This window comes from Coleofasciculus sp. A1-SPW-01 (assembly GCF_040217205.1).
GTDB classification, from domain to species: Bacteria; Cyanobacteriota; Cyanobacteriia; order Cyanobacteriales; family Coleofasciculaceae; genus Coleofasciculus; species Coleofasciculus chthonoplastes_A.
In genome coordinates, this window is the sequence record NZ_JAVJNP010000122.1 from 22,434 (window position 1) to 40,330 (window position 17,897).

13 protein-coding genes are annotated in these 17,897 nt (G+C 46.7%); 11 read left to right on the forward strand and 2 right to left on the reverse strand.

Features of this window, described 5'->3' with window-relative positions:
- Positions 1 to 86: 86 nt before the first annotated feature.
- From RH949_RS18290 to pflB, 4 genes are all read left to right on the forward strand, one after another.
- Positions 87 to 1,508, forward strand: a complete 1,422-nt coding sequence (locus tag RH949_RS18290; RefSeq protein WP_446355081.1) for a WD40 domain-containing protein — start codon at positions 87 to 89, stop codon at positions 1,506 to 1,508.
- A 506-nt stretch (positions 1,509 to 2,014) separates the two neighbouring features.
- Complete coding sequence (gene adhP / locus RH949_RS18295) at positions 2,015 to 3,040, forward strand: alcohol dehydrogenase AdhP (RefSeq protein ID WP_446355083.1); 1,026 nt, start codon at positions 2,015 to 2,017, stop codon at positions 3,038 to 3,040.
- A 352-nt stretch (positions 3,041 to 3,392) separates the two neighbouring features.
- Positions 3,393 to 5,960 carry a leucine--tRNA ligase gene (leuS, locus tag RH949_RS18300; RefSeq protein WP_446355085.1) on the forward strand — a complete coding sequence of 856 codons (2,568 nt, stop codon included), beginning with the start codon at positions 3,393 to 3,395 and terminating at the stop codon, positions 5,958 to 5,960.
- 844 nt (positions 5,961 to 6,804) lie between these two features.
- The gene (gene pflB, locus RH949_RS18305) at positions 6,805 to 9,090 is read left to right on the forward strand and encodes a formate C-acetyltransferase (RefSeq protein ID WP_446355087.1); all 2,286 of its coding nucleotides are present in this window, start codon (positions 6,805 to 6,807) and stop codon (positions 9,088 to 9,090) included.
- 27 nt (positions 9,091 to 9,117) lie between these two features.
- On the opposite strand, the gene RH949_RS18310 is transcribed toward pflB, so the two are convergent.
- Positions 9,118 to 9,258, reverse strand: a complete 141-nt coding sequence (locus tag RH949_RS18310) for a hypothetical protein (protein ID WP_446355089.1) — start codon at positions 9,256 to 9,258, stop codon at positions 9,118 to 9,120.
- Between RH949_RS18310 and pflA the strand changes: the two genes are divergently transcribed.
- From pflA to menD, 7 genes are all read left to right on the forward strand, one after another.
- The gene (gene pflA / locus RH949_RS18315) at positions 9,253 to 10,026 is read left to right on the forward strand and encodes a pyruvate formate-lyase-activating protein (RefSeq protein WP_006106166.1); all 774 of its coding nucleotides are present in this window, start codon (positions 9,253 to 9,255) and stop codon (positions 10,024 to 10,026) included. The two genes, RH949_RS18310 and pflA, sit on opposite strands and share 6 nt — an antisense overlap.
- Positions 10,027 to 10,042: 16 nt before the next feature.
- Entirely contained in the window at positions 10,043 to 10,300 is a 258-nt protein-coding gene (locus RH949_RS18320) for a (2Fe-2S) ferredoxin domain-containing protein (RefSeq protein ID WP_006106178.1), read from the forward strand.
- A 119-nt stretch (positions 10,301 to 10,419) separates the two neighbouring features.
- Positions 10,420 to 10,926 carry a PAS domain-containing protein gene (locus tag RH949_RS18325; protein ID WP_006106174.1) on the forward strand — a complete coding sequence of 169 codons (507 nt, stop codon included), beginning with the start codon at positions 10,420 to 10,422 and terminating at the stop codon, positions 10,924 to 10,926.
- 123 nt (positions 10,927 to 11,049) lie between these two features.
- Complete coding sequence (locus RH949_RS18330) at positions 11,050 to 12,216, forward strand: SpoIIE family protein phosphatase (RefSeq protein ID WP_006106165.1); 1,167 nt, start codon at positions 11,050 to 11,052, stop codon at positions 12,214 to 12,216.
- Positions 12,217 to 12,302: 86 nt separating this feature from the next.
- Entirely contained in the window at positions 12,303 to 12,806 is a 504-nt protein-coding gene (locus RH949_RS18335; protein WP_446355093.1) for a hydrogenase maturation protease, read from the forward strand.
- Positions 12,807 to 13,033: 227 nt separating this feature from the next.
- Complete coding sequence (locus RH949_RS18340; RefSeq protein ID WP_446355095.1) at positions 13,034 to 15,775, forward strand: bifunctional acetate--CoA ligase family protein/GNAT family N-acetyltransferase; 2,742 nt, start codon at positions 13,034 to 13,036, stop codon at positions 15,773 to 15,775.
- Between the two features lie 87 nt (positions 15,776 to 15,862).
- On the forward strand, positions 15,863 to 17,716 hold the full coding sequence (menD, locus tag RH949_RS18345; protein ID WP_446355097.1) for a 2-succinyl-5-enolpyruvyl-6-hydroxy-3-cyclohexene-1-carboxylic-acid synthase: 1,854 nt from the start codon (positions 15,863 to 15,865) through the stop codon (positions 17,714 to 17,716).
- Here menD and RH949_RS18350 read toward each other — a convergent pair.
- Positions 17,713 to 17,897 (reverse strand): hypothetical protein (locus RH949_RS18350; protein WP_446355098.1); only part of this gene is annotated, 185 nt, incomplete at its 5' end. The two genes, menD and RH949_RS18350, sit on opposite strands and share 4 nt — an antisense overlap.

The window sequence follows — 17,897 nt, forward strand, 5'->3', positions numbered from 1 at the left end:
GTCATGGGTTAAGAAACGGGAAAAATAAAATTTATAATTTATAATTTATGATTTATAATTTATAATTCAGATAATTCATAATTGTTATGGATCAGCTTAATCAGTATTATATAATTTTGGGACTGCAACCGGGTGCATCTTTAGCAGAAATTAAACAAGCCTATCGGGAATTAGCTAGACATTGGCATCCGGATCGTTTTCCTGATGATCCACAACGACAAGCTAAAGGACAAGAGAAACTTAAAAAAATAAATGAGGCTTACCAAAATCTGAAGTCATACACTCCGGTGTTACCTCAACCAGAAGTTGACCAGGATGTGGATGCGACAACCTATTACCAGTGGGGAATGGAACTGGCAAAGGATTGTCAATATCAGCAAGCAATCGACTATTTTAGTAAAGCGATCTGGCTGGATTTTGACTTGGTTAAAGCCTATAAATATCGCGGACTGGCGTATTCTCAACTGGGCGAACATCGACAGGCGATCGCGGATTTTAATCAAGCCGCTAGTCTGTATTGGCAATACCAAGATTTGCGAGACTATCAAGATGTCCTTTTCTGCATTAGTAAGCTACAAAATGTAGTCTTGCAGCCACTCCAGCAGAACTGGCGCTGTGTTCATACTCTTAAAGGTCATACTTACTTTGTTTACGCCGTTGCGATTAGTCCAGATCGAGAAACAGTGGTTAGTGGTAGTACAGATGGAACCATTAAATTATGGGATGTACAAACGGGAAAGGAACAGCGCACCCTCAAAGGACATGCAGGGAGGTTTGGTTATGTTCAATCCATTGCGATTAGTCCTGATGGACAAATAGTGGTGAGTGGGGGGAATGATAAAACGATTAAACTTTGGCAAATTAGTACCGCAAAGGAACGGCGAACCTTAACCGGACATTCAGGTTTATTTGCTGGAATTAAGTCGGTTACAATTAGCCCCGATGGTAAGTTAATTGCCAGTGGTAGCGATGATAAAACGATTAAACTTTGGTCTCTGCCGAAGGGGCGAGAACTACGCACCTTTAAGGGTCATACTGCTGGAGTCAATGGGGTGGCGATTAGTCCCGATGGCAAGATTATCGCTAGTGGGAGTAGCGATAAAACAATTAAGTTATGGCAGGTGGGAAAGGCGCGGGAATTACATACACTTACTGGTCATACTGATAGTGTAAATGGGGTAGCCTTTAGTTCCGATGGGCAGATTATAGCCAGTGGGAGTGCCGATGGAACGATTAAACTCTGGCAACTCAGTAGTGGACGGATACTGCGAACCTTAAAAGGGCATCATGATACTGTAAATGGGGTAGCATTTAGTCCCGATGGGCAGATTCTTGCTAGTGGTAGCGCCGACAAAACGATTAAATTGTGGCAGGTTAGAAAAGGACGGAAACTTCGCACCCTCAAAGGTCATGCGGCGGCTGTACATGCCGTGGCGATTAGTTTAGATGGGCAAATTCTTGTCAGTGGGAGTGCGGATAAAACGATTAAGATGTGGCGATGTGATTGAATTATGACGTTGTGAATTCCCTCCCCTTGATAAGGGGAGGGTTAGGGAGGGGTTTGTCTCAAGGTATTGCTTTCTGGTATAATCTGTCATGCTGAGCGAAGCGAAGCATCTAAAGGCGGATTTTGTTGGTCAATTATCGGTCAATTATCGGGTTGAATAAGGGCGGGTTTTGTTGTTAAGTTATCAGCTCTTAATTAGCGTTAGTCCCTAAACCCGCCCCTACAATGCCTAAACCCGTCCCTATAATTAATATGTACCATGGCACGTCCCTACCTACCTACTTATGACTTCTTTTGATCACTAACTGGAGTTACTGGATCAACAAGCTAGGTGGATGATAATAATCCTGATTTTTAAAGCATTGCAATTATGGGCAATCGTCAGAACATTATTATGAAGGGTCAAAACTCTCCCCCCATATATCCTCCCTGCGAGGGTGCAATCCTAGGGGAGGTGAACATAAAATTAAGCCAAGCAAATCCGACGATTCAGAGAGGATAAAGGTTATGGCAAAGACGATGAAAGCCGCTGTGGTGCATAAATTTGGCGAACCCCTATCAATTGAAGAGGTTCCGATTCCAGAACCCCAAGCTGGACAAGTTCTCATCCGTACTGCTACCTGTGGTGTCTGCCATACTGACTTACATGCAGCGGATGGGGATTGGCCCGTAAAGCCTACCTTGCCTTTTATTCCTGGACATGAGGGCGCGGGTTATGTCGCCGCTGTGGGTGATGGCGTAACGTTATATAAAGAAGGCGATCGCGTGGGTGTTCCTTGGCTGCATAGTGCCTGTGGTCATTGTGAATATTGCTTCACGGGTTGGGAAACCTTGTGTCCTGATCAAGAAAACACAGGCTACTCTGTCAATGGCGGTTATGCCGAGTATATGGTGGCACCGGCTGACTATGTAAGTCCGATTCCCGATGGTGTTGATTTTGCTGATGCGAGTCCGATTCTCTGTGCTGGGGTAACGACGTACAAGGGGTTGAAAGAAACTAATACTAAACCCGGAGAATGGGTGGTGATTTCTGGTATTGGTGGTTTAGGTCACATTGCTGTCCAATATGCCAAAGCTTTAGCACTTCATGTTGTCGCCTTAGATACCAGCGATGAGAAGCTGGAGTTAGCCAAGCAATTGGGGGCAGAATTGACGGTGAATGTGACCAAAGAAGACCCCGCCACGGTGGTACAAGAGAAAATTGGTGGGGCGCATGGGGCTTTAGTTACGGCTGTTTCTACCGCAGCGTTTCGTCAAGCCTTGGGGACGCTGCGACGAGGTGGCACTTGTGCTTTAGTTGGGCTACCTCCCGGAGAGTTTCCCACACCTATCTTTGAAGTGGTATTAAAACGGATTACCATTCGCGGTTCGATTGTTGGGACGCGCAAAGATATGCAAGAATGCTTACAATTTGCGGCAGAAGGCAAGGTGAAGCCAACCTTGGAGAAGCAACCGTTAGAGGAGATTAATCAGATTTTTGATCGTCTCAGAAACGGTCAAGTAAATGGTCGAATCGTGCTGCAAATTAGCTAATTATTATTACAGTTCAGGGTGCGGAAAGAGGATTGGGGACAATTAACAGAAATATCGTAAAGACGTTCCCTGTTCCCTCTTGGGATCAGATCAACTGATATCCTAACGTATCCTCGTAGTGCTATATACCAAATCCGGGTTAGCTACCCCTGTTATAACCCAGTCCGCGCAGGCGGACTTTGTTTGTGTAGCAGCGATTTCAATCGCCTCTTCTTGCTATCGCTGTCACGCTAGTAGTCAACCCAAGATTGTAAGGGGCTAAAGCCCTTACTACATACAAACTCCTCATCTCCCCTGATGATGTGCCAAAATTGTTAGAACGGATGAGTTCAACCCTGTAGGAGATTCTTTTGTGGAGTCGCGTTATAACCCCGTCGAGATAGAGGAAAAGTGGCAAACCAGTTGGTCACACCAAAACCTAGACCAAACCCAGGACAAGGCAGATAAGCCCAAATTCTATGCCCTGTCCATGTTTCCCTATCCATCGGGCAACCTGCACATGGGTCACGTCCGTAACTATACGATTACCGATGTCATTGCCCGCAAAAGCCGGATGCAGGGCTATCGTGTCCTGCATCCGATGGGGTGGGATGCCTTTGGGCTACCTGCGGAAAATGCGGCGATTCAACGCGGTGTCCATCCCGCTAAGTGGACGTATCAAAATATTACTCAGATGCAGTCTGAGTTAAAGCGTCTGGGATTGTCCTACGATTGGAACCGGGAATTGGCGACCTGTGCGCCGGACTACTATAAGTGGACGCAGTGGATTTTTTTGCAGTTTCTTCACGCCGGCTTAGCCTATCAGAAAGAAGCCGCTGTCAACTGGGACCCGATTGACCAAACCGTACTCGCCAATGAACAGGTGGATAGCGAGGGGCGTTCCTGGCGTTCTGGTGCGAAAGTGGAACGGAAACTCTTACGCCAGTGGTTCCTGAAAATTACCGATTATGCCGAACAATTACTCAACGATTTAGATAAGCTAGACGGATGGCCCGAACGGGTGAAGTTGATGCAAGCCAACTGGATTGGCAAATCCGTCGGTGCTTATTTAGAGTTTCCGATTATCGGGTTAGAGGAAAAAATCGGTGTGTTTACCACTCGCCCCGATACGGTTTATGGCGTCACCTATGTCGTGTTAGCGCCGGAACATCCCTTAACCCCAAAGGTTACGACTCCTGACCGAAAAGCTGAGGTTGATGCCTTTATTAACGAGGTAACTCAGGAAAGCGAACTGGAACGCACGGCTGAGGATAAGCCGAAACGGGGGATTCCCACCGGGGGTAAGGCGATTAATCCGTTTACCGGGGAAGAAATCCCCATCTGGATTGCCGATTATGTCCTCTATGAATATGGCACAGGGGCGGTGATGGGAGTTCCCGCCCATGATGCGCGAGATTTCCAATTTGCTACGGAACAGCAGTTACCCATCAAGACGGTGATTGTACCTGCAGATGCGGCTGACCCGAAAGCTGAACCGAAACAGGCGTATACTGAACCCGGTGTGGTGGTAAATTCTGACTTGTTTAATGGGATGGAATCTATTTCCGCCAAAGCAGAGATTGTCAACTACGCCGAACGTAAAGGATGGGGGAAAGCCCGGATACAGTATCGCCTGCGGGATTGGTTAATTTCTCGCCAACGCTATTGGGGCGCACCGATTCCGGTGATTTACTGTCCTGATTGTGGCATTGTCCCGGTTCCGGAGCAAGAACTGCCTGTAGCATTACCGGAAAATGTAGCCATGAGTGGCGGGCGTGTCGCCTCGTTATCCCAGGTGGAGGGATGGACGGATGTGCCTTGTCCCACCTGTGGTACAGCCGCAAAACGGGAAACGGATACGATGGATACGTTTATTGATTCGTCCTGGTATTTCCTGCGTTATCCGGATGCGAATAATGACCAGCAGGTGTTTGACTCCAGTAAAACCAGTGACTGGATGCCCGTAGACCAGTACGTGGGTGGCATCGAACATGCGATTTTGCACCTATTGTACTCCCGCTTCTTCACTAAAGTTTTGCGCGATCGCGGTTTACTTAATTTTGATGAACCGTTCCAACGTCTGTTAACTCAGGGGATGGTGCAGGGGTTAACTTATATGAACCCCAGAACTGGGAAATGGATTCCCTCAGTGGAGGTTAACCCCAGTGACCCCAAAGACCCAGAAACTGGGGAAACGTTGGAGGTTTCCTACAAAACCATGTCCAAATCTAAATATAACGGGGTTGCACCCGAAGCGGTAATTAACAAATATGGTGCCGATACCGCCCGGATGTTTATCCTATTTAAAGCCCCTCCAGAAAAAGACTTGGAATGGGATGATGCAGATGTGGAAGGGCAGTTCCGTTTCCTGAACCGAGTTTGGCGGTTGGTGGAGGAGTTTGTCGCCAAAGGAACTAACCGTTCCACCACCACTCCCAATGAGTTAAGTAAACCGGAAAAAGACCTGCGACGGGCAGTTCACACGGCGATTAAAGAAGTCACCGATGATTTAGATGGGGAGTATCAATTTAATACAGCCGTTTCCGAGTTAATGAAACTCAGCAACGCCCTCGGTGATGCTAAGTGCAAAGACTCCCCGGTTTACGCTGAAGGAATCGAGACTCTGATTCTGTTATTAGCCCCCTTTGCCCCCCATATTGCTGAAGAGTTATGGCATGGAATTGGTCATACCGATTCAGTACACCTGCAACCCTGGTGTACCTTTGAACCAGAGGCATTAGTGGCTGATGAGATTACGTTGGTCATTCAAATCATGGGTAAAACCCGTGGCACCATTCAGGTTCCTGCTGATTCCGATAAATCAGCTTTGGAACAGTACGCCAGGGAGTCAGAGGTTGCCCAGCGTTATATCACAGGTAAGACGGTGAAAAAGGTGATTGTTGTACCAGGAAAGCTGGTCAATTTTGTGGTGACAGGTTGATATCAAGGTAGGGAGATAGAATCATGTAGAGACGTGCCATGGCGCGTCTTTATGTAGGGGCGGGTTTACGCGCCAAACTTTCCCCAAAATATAGCGTGGGTTATAAAAACAATTGTAGGGGCGACCCGCCGTACCCAATTAACACCACCTAACCTTTAATTTGATCGGGTCGCCCTGTATCAGGTATCGTCAATTAAAGGTAAAAATGGTGCAACCCGCCCCAACCCTTAATTTGATCGGGTTGCCCCCACCCGGTATCAGTAATGCTCCAACACCGCATTTAGACAGGGGCGAGTCGATATAGGTTAATTCTCGCACCGAACATTGATGCAGCGACTCGCCCCTACAGCTTATTGGTGGTGATTATGGGATGGATTTGGATATTGCTAGACATGGGTTTATCCTCGATTTAGCCAAGTCCCGGCGTCCATGCAATACGTCCTTTGTCCCTCTCCTGATACCCTGAGCGAGGGTAGTATTCTCCGCACAGTTTATAGAAAAATCATCCAACCTTGACATAAAAAATATTTGTAAAGAATTAGATTGACTTCTCCAAAATTTGCTGATTTAATATCCATGGAGTTACGATAGAGATAGACAGTTAGAGAGAGCGGTAAACATCCAGGCTAAATAGACCGCAAGGAATAGATTTAGTTAGGATAAACCTTACTGTTCTTCCTATAGACCCATGACTAGAGTCAAGAGCCTGAGGTACAAATAAAACGCTACGAGTTTTTAGTAGAACCACAATCACCTTAGACTGTTGACCAAAATTTCTAAAAGAATGGTCAGGGCTACGTCTAACGTTCAAAAGTTTGCACAAAAAAAGAGGTAAATAATGCCTATGGTTGGGACAGTTGCCCCTAACACATCTACGCAAAAACATGAAACAGCTAGTGTTTTATGCGAACAATGGCAGGATTTTAATCCCGGTAAATGGACGAATGAAATTAATGTCCGGGATTTCATCCAAAAGAATTACACCCCCTATACACAAGACGATTCTTTCCTTGCCGGAGCAACGGAACGGACGAAAACACTCTGGCAAAACGTCTGCGATTTGATGCAGCAAGAGCGGGAAAAAGGTATTTTAGATGTCGATACCAAAGTCCCCACCAGTATCACCGCCCATTCACCGGGTTATATTGATCAAAACTTGGAACAAATTGTCGGCGTCCAAACCGATAAACCGTTAAAACGGGCAATTATGCCCTTGGGTGGTATCCGAGTGGTCAAGAAATCCCTCGAAGCTTACGGCTATCAACTTGATCCCCAAACAGAAGAGATTTTCACCAACTATCGCAAAACCCATAATGATGGGGTGTTTGATGCCTATACACGGGAAATGCGAAAAGCACGACATTCTGGCATTATTACGGGGTTACCGGATGCCTATGGTCGGGGTCGAATTATTGGGGACTATCGCCGGGTGGCATTATATGGAATCACCCGTTTAATTGCTGATAAAAAACAGCAGCAAGATTCCCTGGAATTCGATGCCATTGATGAGTCGGTTATTCAGCAACGGGAAGAAATTTCTGAACAAATCCGGGCGCTAAATGAACTTCAGGAAATGGCAGCTAGCTATGGCTGTGATATTAGCCGTCCGGCGGCAACTGCCCAAGAAGCGGTACAGTGGACGTACTTTGGCTATTTGGGTGCGGTGAAGGAACAAAATGGCGCGGCGATGTCCTTGGGACGGGTGTCTACGTTCCTGGATATTTATGTGGAACGGGATTTAAATAATGGCACGCTGAATGAATCCGAGGCGCAGGAATTAATTGACCATTTTGTGATGAAACTGCGGATGGTGCGCTTCCTGCGGGCGCCGGCTTATAACGAACTGTTCTCTGGTGACCCAGTTTGGGTAACCGAAGCCATTGGCGGAATGGGTGAAGATGGTCGTCCGTTGGTAACGAAGACGAGTTTCCGTTTCTTGCATACGCTTTATAACTTAGGTCCTGCACCAGAACCGAATTTAACGGTACTGTGGTCAGAACGGCTACCGATGAACTTTAAGCGGTTCTGCGCCAAGGTATCGGTAGAAACCAGTTCGATTCAGTACGAGAACGATGACCTGATGCGATCGCACTATGGTGATGATTATGGCATTGCCTGCTGTGTATCGGGAATGCCGATTGGCAAACAGATGCAGTTCTTTGGCGCACGGGTTAACCTGGCGAAAGCCTTACTCTATGCGATTAATGGCGGTAAGGATGAAAAAGCGGGCGAACAAATCGGTCCGGAACTAGCAGCGATTACCTCAGAGTACCTCGATTATGACGAGGTGATGGGGAAATTCGACCAAATGATCGAGTGGTTGGCGAAACTCTACGTCAATACCTTGAATGTAATCCACTATATGCACGATAAATATTGTTATGAGCGTTTGGAAATGGCGCTGCATGACCGGGATGTTTATCGGACAATGGCATGTGGGATTGCTGGCTTGTCGGTGGTTGGCGATGCGTTTTCGGCGATTAAATATGCCAAGGTGAAAGTTATTCGCAATGATCAGGGTCTCGCCGTAGACTATCAGGTGGAAGGAGATTATCCCAAGTTTGGCAATAACGATGATCAGGTGGATGAGATTACTGCCAACCTGGTGAAAGCGTTTATGGATAAAATCCGCAAGAATAAGACCTATCGCGGCGCTGTTCCTACCCAGTCGATTCTGACGATTACCTCCAATGTAGTGTACGGGAAGAAGACAGGAAGTACCCCTGATGGGCGCAAAGCTGGGGAACCCTTTGCCCCAGGTGCGAACCCGATGCATGGTCGTGATAGCAATGGCGCGATCGCAGCCTTGGCTTCAGTGGCGAAACTACCGTATGAACATGCCCAAGATGGGATTTCTTATACGTTCTCCATTGTGCCGCAAGCGTTGGGTAAGACGGATGAGGCGAAGGTGACTAATTTGGTGGGAATGCTGGATGGGTATTTCCATGACGAAGGTCATCATATCAATATCAATGTCTTCAATCGCGATACTCTGCTAGATGCGATGGATCATCCAGAGAAATACCCGCAGTTAACGATTCGGGTATCGGGTTATGCGGTGAACTTTATTAAGTTAACCCGCGAACAACAACTGGATGTGATTAACCGCACATTCCACGAACGGATTTAGGTGCAATAGTTCTGGTTCGCCGAAATCCTAGATATCCCGTAGGGTGGGCATTGCCCACCAACTAACACGGCAAAGCCAAGTCAGGGCGGGTTGAGTTACATCTGTTTCGTAAACGATACTCGTCAAACCCGCCCCTACAAACTCAACATTTGAACTATGGTAATGCAATCATCAATTTCTCAATCCCCAATCGCCACTCCCAAAACCTCTGTAAAAGGACGCATTCACTCCTTAGAAAGCTGCGGTACGGTGGATGGTCCAGGTATCCGCTTTGTTATTTTTACCCAGGGTTGTCCCTTACGTTGTCTCTATTGTCACAATCCGGATAGCCGCTGTATCCGTGAAGGTCAAGAGGTTACCGTTGATGAACTGATGACCCAGATCCCAAAGTATCGTTCCTACATGCGCTTTTCCGGCGGCGGCGTTACCATAACAGGGGGTGAACCCTTGATGCAGCCGGAGTTTGTCCGCGAAATTTTCCGACGCTGCCAAGACCAAGGGATTCATACTGCCCTAGATACGTCGGGTTATGTCAATTTGGATGTCGCTAAACCCGTGTTGGATCATGTCGATTTGGTCTTGTTGGACATCAAATCCTTTGATCCCAAAATTTATTTTAAGATTACCAACGTTTCCCTAGAACCGACACTCGCGTTTGCCCAGTATCTGAGTGAGATTAAAAAGCCAACCTGGATTCGCTTTGTCCTAGTTCCCAATTTATCCGATAACCTAGAGAGTATCGAGGGATTAGCCCAGTTTGTCTCTAGCTTGGGTAATGTGGAAAACGTAGAAATTCTGCCGTTTCACAAAATGGGAGAGTATAAATGGCAACAGCTAGGGTATGACTATCAGCTTAAAGACACACCCTCGCCAACCCCCCAACAGGTGCAGCAGGTTATGGAAATCTTTCAAAGACAAGGGTTGCATGTGCAGTAAGATTGAGGTGTAGATCATGGATGGGAAAGAAAATCTCTATTTATGTATGGGTTCAGCCTGTCATCAATTGGGTGTTTATGAAGTATTACCCAAAATTCAGCAGTTGATTAGCACATACAATTTGGAGGATAAAGTTGAATTAAAGGGTTCCTTTTGTTTGGAAACCTGTAGCGCTGGTATTGTGATGAAGTTTAAGGATAAATTTTTTGTCAATATCAATGCTAACAATGTTGAGCAAAAGTTTAAACAAGAGATTCTGCCTTGTATTCAATGATGTATCTTGTATTCAATGATGTATAGGGAGAGGGAACACCTCGGCTTTGCTCGGTGTGTAACAGGGAACAATAAATTTCAGTTAGCTTTGGCATAGCAGCTTGAAGAATAATAAATACTATGACAAGTAATGATAAGAGTTTGTGGGAATTATTGTGGCGGTATGATCCCAACGGTTTGATTGTCGTGGATAAAGATATGACAATCAAGCTGGTAAATCCTGCCTTTTGCAAAATGTTTAATGTGGAACAGGAGGCGGCTATTGGTGAGTCCGCCTCCACTATTTTGACAGATGTCAGTGATTTTCAACGAGTCTGGGATAATGATGAGGTGATTCAGGGGAAGGAAAAAGAGTACGCTAATCACCAACTTTATGTCAGAGAAGTTATTTTTCCGATTAAAGAAGAAAATATAATTGCAGCTATTTTGGTGAATATGAGTTATGAGTTACAGCGTAAGCGAGAATTGATCAAAGTTAAGCGAGAAACGGTGGAAAAGGTTAATGAGGTGGTGGATAATCAAATGAAAGTTGTCCAAGAAATTGCGGGGATATTGGGAGAAACAACGGCAACGACGAAGGTGAGTCTATTGAAGATTATTCAAATGGTGGAACAGGAGATGGGTTAGTAGGGATACCTGGGGGAGCAATGTAGAGACGTAGCATGCTACGTCTGGGAGCAATGTAGAGACGTGCCATGGCGCGTCTGGAAGCAGGGGAAGAAGTCGTTTAACTATATAATATAAAAGCTTATGAGTCGTGATCATTTTCTAGATATCTATGATTTAAGCTTAAATAAAAAGGGAGAGGAACTATGTGGCGATCAGGTTAAGTTTATCAAGACGAAGGATAAAACGACGATTGTTTTATCGGATGGGTTGGGAAGTGGTGTCAAGGCGAATATCCTGGCAACGCTGACGACGGAAATCTTGATCACCATGTTGAATGCAGATCTGCCTCTAACTGAGGTAATTGAAACGGTGATTGGTACGTTGCCAATTTGTAGTGTCCGGAAAATTGCTTACGCCACGTTTACTATAATTCGGATTAATCATAAAACTAATAAATTTAAAGTTATAAACTTTGACAACCCCCCCATTTTTCATTTTAGGAAAGGAAAACCTGTCCCGGTTGAAACGCGAACCGAGAAAATTCTGGAGAAAGACATTGTTATTTCCGAAGGGCATTTAGAACGGGGAGATTTCCTGGGGGCGATTAGTGATGGCGTCTTGTATGCGGGGCTGGGTGCGGTCTTAAATTTTGGCTGGGGCTGGGAAAATATTGCCAAATACATTGAAAGCCTATATATTCGGGATACCTACACTGCTCGTAATATTGTCCGTAAAGTGATTGGCGAAACGCACAACCTCTATCAAGGGAAAATTGGGGATGATGCCACGTTTGTGGGCGTCTGTGTGCGAAAGCGTAATGAGTTAATGATTTTTACTGGACCCCCTCTAGATCAACGTCACGATCAGGTTTATGTGGAACGCTTATTAAATTTTGAGGGGAGAAAAGTGATCTGTGGCGGCACCACGGGAAATATTGTGGGGAAATATCTGGGTGAAGAGGTGGAAATGGATATTGCCACGATGCGACCGGATCTGCCGCCGATTGGTAAGTTAAGCCAAATTGACCTGGTAACTGAAGGGATATTAACGATCTCCAAAAGCCTAGAAATCTTAAAAAAATGTAAATGTGATATCGATCGCCTACCGAGTGATCGCAATGGTGCAGCGCTTCTAGCTAAGGAAATCTTGATGGCGGATTCGGTACTTTTCTTGGTGGGGCAGAAAATTAACGAATTTTATCAAAATCCGCTGTTACCCAAAAACATTTCCATCCGCCGGAATTTAGTAGAAGAGGTAGTGAAGTATTTGCAAAACCATAAGAAAGAAGTCCAGTTAGAATACTGCTAAGTTAGGTCAGTGGAGATCAAGGGGAATGATGTTAGGTTCTGTAAACATCCAGTCAAGCCTGACGAAGGACAAAGGACATAAGACCAATGACAAATGACCAATGGGTGGTGATTGGCTATGGGAATACGCTGCGGCGGGATGACGGTGTGGGTCAAGTTGTGGCAATGGAGGTACAAGAGTGGGGATACCTGGGAGTGCGATCGCTTCCCCTGCACCAACTGACTCCAGAATTGGCACAAACCTTAGCTACGGTGGATGGGGCGATTTTTGTGGATGCTTATCCGGTATCTGGAGAGACAGCCACGGTGCAAGTCTTTCCCCTGCGATCGGAGGATGCTGATACAATCTCGGTCGGGCATCATTGTGATCCGCGATCGCTGTTAGCGTTAGCCCAAGTCCTTTATGATCATTCTCCCCCCGCTTGGCTGGTTACCATCCCCGCTGTTGACTTCGAGTTTGGCGAAATTCTCTCACCCATTGCCCAACAGGGAGTTACCGACGCCCTGATTCATATTCATCGCCTGTTGGCAATACCAGCGGAATCGCCGTCTCGAAAATCATCCGGTTGCGTCGAGATGAGGGAGTTGTGAGTTAATTTAACTCAGTCTGGGCGGGCGCGAGTCCAATCTGGGTGAGGTAAGAAACGATAGTAGTAAAACCAACCCCTACACAATCAAAACGTCTTCCCCACCTTTTCCAACTGAGATGGCAGATTAATTATCAGGGAGAACCCTAGGTTTTAGTCCTTGTGTGTTCAGTGTTAACCGTTCCGTTTCAATTTTTCCCCAGAAGTATTAATTAAGGAAAGGAAAAAACAATGGTTAAGCCACTTAAACCAACCACCGATCCAGCATACGATATTCTGCGTTCCGAACGTCAACCCCTGCACACCTTCTTCGCCCCCGATACCGTTGCTGTGATTGGGGCGACGGATAAAGAGGGCAGTGTGGGGCGAACCCTGCTATGGAATTTAATGAGTAATCCTTTCGGGGGAACCATTTTTCCAGTGAATCCCAAACGGCATAGTGTCCTAGGGATTCCCGCTTATTCCAGTATTAAAGACATTCCAGATCTCGTGGATCTGGCGATCATTGCTATACCCGCCCCTTTCGTACCCGGAGTCATCCAAGAGTGCGTTGATGTTGGGGTCAAAAGCGCGATTATTATTTCAGCGGGATTTAAAGAAATTGGTCCGAAGGGAGTCGAGTTAGAACAACAAATCCTGGAAACCGCCCGGGGCAAAATGCGAATTATTGGTCCGAATTGCCTGGGTTTAATGAGTCCGCGCAGTGGGTTAAATGCTACCTTCGCCAGTACCATGGCGCGTCCGGGTAATTTGGCGTTTATTAGTCAGAGTGGGGCATTATGTACCGCTGTCCTAGATTGGAGTTTCTGGGAAAATGTGGGCTTTAGTGCCTTTATTTCCATTGGTTCGATGATGGATGTGAATTGGGGGGATCTGATTTACTATCTCGGTGATGATCCCCACACCCATAGCATCGTCATTTATATGGAATCCATTGGCGATGCGCGATCCTTCCTTTCAGCGGCGCGGGAAGTGGCATTAACCAAGCCGATTATCGTAATTAAAACCGGGCGCACCGAAGCCGCAGCTAAAGCCTCCGCCTCCCATACCGGTTCTTTAGCCGGAAGCGATGATGTCCTCGATGCTGCCTTCCGCCGCTGTGGTGTAGTTCGCGTGAATACTATCTCCGAACTGTTTGATATGGCAGAGGTGTGGGCGAAACAGCCCCGTCGTCCCAAAGGACCTCGCTTGACCATTATTACCAATGCTGGGGGACCAGGGGTGTTAGCAACAGACGCCTTAATTAGTGCGGGTGGTGCATTGGCGGAACTCTCTGAGGATACGGTAACTGCCCTTAACGAAATCCTGCCCCCCCATTGGAGTCATGGTAATCCCATTGATATTCTCGGTGATGCTGACCCCGATCGCTATACCAAAGCTTTAGATATTGCGGTTGAAGATCCCAACAGCGATGGCTTGCTGGTGATTCTCACGCCTCAAGCCATGACTGATCCGACTCAGATTGCCGAACAGTTAAAACCCTATGCCCAGAAAGCTGTTAAACCCGTGTTTGCTAGTTGGATGGGAGGATCAGAAACCAAAACTGGGGAAACCTTACTCAACCGTGCCAGCATTCCCACCTATCCCTATCCCGATGATGCGGCGCGGTTATTTAATTTAATGTGGCAGTACAGCTACAACCTGAGTGGGATCTACGAAACGCCGATTTTACCATCATCCGAAGAAACCGGACCCGATCGCGCTTTGGCGCAGCAGATGATTGAAACGGCACGCAAGGCGGGACGGACGATTCTGACGGAGTTGGAATCGAAACAACTCCTCGCTGCCTATAATATCCCGATTGTGCATACTGGGGTAGCAAAAACAGAAGAGGATGCGGTGAATTGGGCGAATTCCCTGGGATACCCGGTGGTGTTGAAACTCTTCTCGGAAACTATTACCCATAAAACTGATGTGGGTGGGGTTCAGTTAAATCTCACCGATGAAGAAGCGGTGCGTTGGGCGTATAACAGGATTCAATCAACGGTGACGGAGAAAGTCGGTGCCGAACATTTCTTAGGTGTTACGGTTCAACAAATGGTGCACCAGGATGGTGCTTATGAACTGATTATTGGCAGCATCGTTGATCCCCAGTTTGGACCAGTGTTAGTCTTTGGGTCTGGGGGACAGTTAGTTGAGGTATTCAAGGATCGGGCGATCGCACTCCCTCCTCTGAATACCACCCTAGCGCGGCGGATGATCGAACAGACGCAAATCTATAAGGCACTCAAAGGGGTGCGGGGGCGTCAAGCCGTTGATTTAGCCGAACTTGAGCAGATTATGGTTCGCTTTAGTCAATTGGTGATTGAACAGCGTTGGATCAAGGAAATTGATATCAATCCCCTGCAAGCATCTTCGGATCGACTCATCGCCCTAGATGCCCGGATTATCCTCCAAGATCTTGACGTTGAGGAAAACCAACTCCCGAAAACGGCGGTTTGTCCCTATCCTCGGCAGTACGTCACCCCATGGCAGCTTAATGATGGTACGCCCGTGAAGATTCGTCCGATTCGTCCAGAGGATGAACCTTTAATCGTGCAATTCCACCAAACGCTATCGGAAGAAAGTGTCTATTTGCGTTATTTCAGCTTAATGAAGCTGAGTCGGCGGATTGCCCATGAACGATTAACCCGCATCTGCTTTATTGACTATGATCGGGAAATGGCACTGGTGGCGGACTATAAAGATCCGCAGACGAAAAAGCATCAAATCTTGGGCGTGGCGCGATTGAGCAAGATGCATGGGATTAATGAAGCGGAATTCGCTATGTTAATTAGTGACCCCTATCAGCGTCGCGGCTTAGGGACGGAATTACTGCAACGCATTATTCAAGTGGGTCGCCAAGAGAAACTGACGCGGATTACTGCTGATATTCTGGCAGAAAATGTGCCGATGCAGAAGGTGGCGGAAAAAGTGGGTTTCCATCTCGAACGGGCAGGTAATGATTTAGTCAAAGCCGAGATTCGTTTGTAGTTAGGATTGACCCACAGACGCTGAATCGTAGGGGTACGACATGTTTTACCCCTACAGAACTTGGCTTCTGCTATAGTATGGGATGCGATGCTAATTGACTTTCGTAATACCAATACTGTCTGGGCTTCCATACTGGTGGAAACGTTAACGCGGTTGGGATTAACTACTGCCGTCTTATGTCCCGGTTCACGTTCCACCCCGCTTACTGTTGCTTTTGCACAACACAGCCAAGTTGAGGCAATTCCGATTCTCGATGAACGTTCGGCGGCGTTTTTCGCCTTGGGAGTGGCGCGACAATCGGGGCTACCTGTGGCGTTGGTTTGTACCTCAGGAACCGCCGGGGCGAATTTCTATCCCGCGATTATTGAAGCACGAGAAAGCCGGATTCCTCTATTAATTTTAACCGCAGACCGTCCCCCAGAACTGCGCGATTGTCACTCTGGGCAAACTATTGACCAAGTAAAACTCTATGGCAATTATCCCAACTGGCAAACGGAATTAGCCGTACCCTCTCTAGAAATGGGGATGTTGAGATATTTGCGACAAACCGTCATTCACGCCTGGGAGCGATCGCGCTTTCCTACTCCCGGTGCAGTACATTTAAATTGCCCCTTTCGTGATCCTCTAGCACCTATTCCTGATCCAGCCGCTACTAGGTTACAATCCCAATTCCAGGCTGATGACTTCTTTGGGGCGGTTACTCCCGCATCTGTGCATCCCCCCTCTCCTGTATCTGGGCAAACGATTCCCTACTCAGACTGGCAAGCGTGCGATCGCGGTTTAATTATTGCCGGGTTAGCCCAACCCCAAAACCCTAAAGCCTATTGTCAGGCAATTGCCCAACTTTCGCAATCTCTAAACTTTCCCCTATTAGCCGAAGGGCTTTCTCCCCTAAGAAACTACGCTCACCTGAATCCTTATCTGATTTCCACTTATGACTTAATTCTGCGGAATCGCCGACTCGCTCAACAGCTTACACCGACTATTGTTATTCAAATTGGCGAACTTCCCACCAGTAAAGAACTACGCGCTTGGTTAAATACTTATCAACCCCAACGCTGGATTATTAACCCTTGTGATCATAACTTAGATGCTCTCCATGGGAAAACCACGCATCTGCGGATTTCTATCGAAGAAATTGGACAATGGCTAACCACGAATAATAAAAAAGATATGGCTGTAGGGGCGGGTTTGACAGATAACGTTGTGGACAAAACCGATAACAGAACCACACCCACCCCGATAGAGGAACAGGGGAAAACCGTATCCCAACAAAACCCACATTACCTGCAAAAATGGTGTGATGCAGAAACGCAAGTGAGAGCAGCCGTTGACCAAACCATGGCAGAAATGACTCAATTATTTGAAGGAAAAGCCGCCTGGATACTCTCTCAATGTTTGCCCACAGGGACACCTTTATTCATTGCCAATAGTATGCCCGTGCGGGATGTAGAATTTTTTTGGTCTCCAGGAAATACAGAGATTCAGCCCTGGTTTAATCGTGGTGCTAATGGAATTGATGGAACCTTATCAACAGCATTAGGGATTGCTCACCGGAATCAAAGTGCGGTGATGCTAACGGGAGACTTAGCATTATTGCATGATACCAATGGTTTTTTGCTGAATCAGAAACTTGTTGGTCATCTCACCATCATCTTAATCAACAATAACGGCGGTGGTATTTTTGAGATGTTACCCATTTCCGACTTTGAGCCACCCTTTGAAGAATTCTTTGCCACACCCCAACATATAGACTTTGCACAATTATGTTTAACATACAGGGTAGAGTATCAACGTATTGAATCGTGGCAACAATTGCAGCAATTACTGAGTTCATTACCGAGTAAAGGAATTCGAGTCTTAGAAATACCCACAAATCGCAAAACAGACGCAACGTGGCGGAAAAACCATCTAGGTTCGTTCGTAGTAAAGGAACCTTAGCCTTTGATGTTGGGTTTCCTGAGAACATCCCAACCTAAAACCATCTTAAATGCGGCAAGGGGACTCCCGTTATACCGAAGGTTAGCGGGAGGGGAATTGCCGCCAACATTGAAATTGAGCGATAGCGAATCATTATTTTTAGGATTGGTATTCATAGCCGTCTGCTTTATGAATGGTTCTC

Coding starts and splice junctions, on each gene's coding strand:
- RH949_RS18290 (WP_446355081.1), top strand. CDS start 87: ATGGATCAGCTTAATCAGTATTATATAATTTTGGGACTGCAACCGGGT.
- RH949_RS18340 (WP_446355095.1), top strand. CDS start 13,034: ATGGTTAAGCCACTTAAACCAACCACCGATCCAGCATACGATATTCTG.
- pflB (WP_446355087.1), top strand. CDS start 6,805: ATGGTTGGGACAGTTGCCCCTAACACATCTACGCAAAAACATGAAACA.
- pflA (WP_006106166.1), top strand. CDS start 9,253: ATGCAATCATCAATTTCTCAATCCCCAATCGCCACTCCCAAAACCTCT.
- RH949_RS18330 (WP_006106165.1), top strand. CDS start 11,050: ATGAGTCGTGATCATTTTCTAGATATCTATGATTTAAGCTTAAATAAA.
- RH949_RS18335 (WP_446355093.1), top strand. CDS start 12,303: ATGACAAATGACCAATGGGTGGTGATTGGCTATGGGAATACGCTGCGG.
- RH949_RS18320 (WP_006106178.1), top strand. CDS start 10,043: ATGGATGGGAAAGAAAATCTCTATTTATGTATGGGTTCAGCCTGTCAT.
- RH949_RS18325 (WP_006106174.1), top strand. CDS start 10,420: ATGACAAGTAATGATAAGAGTTTGTGGGAATTATTGTGGCGGTATGAT.
- menD (WP_446355097.1), top strand. CDS start 15,863: ATGCTAATTGACTTTCGTAATACCAATACTGTCTGGGCTTCCATACTG.
- adhP (WP_446355083.1), top strand. CDS start 2,015: ATGGCAAAGACGATGAAAGCCGCTGTGGTGCATAAATTTGGCGAACCC.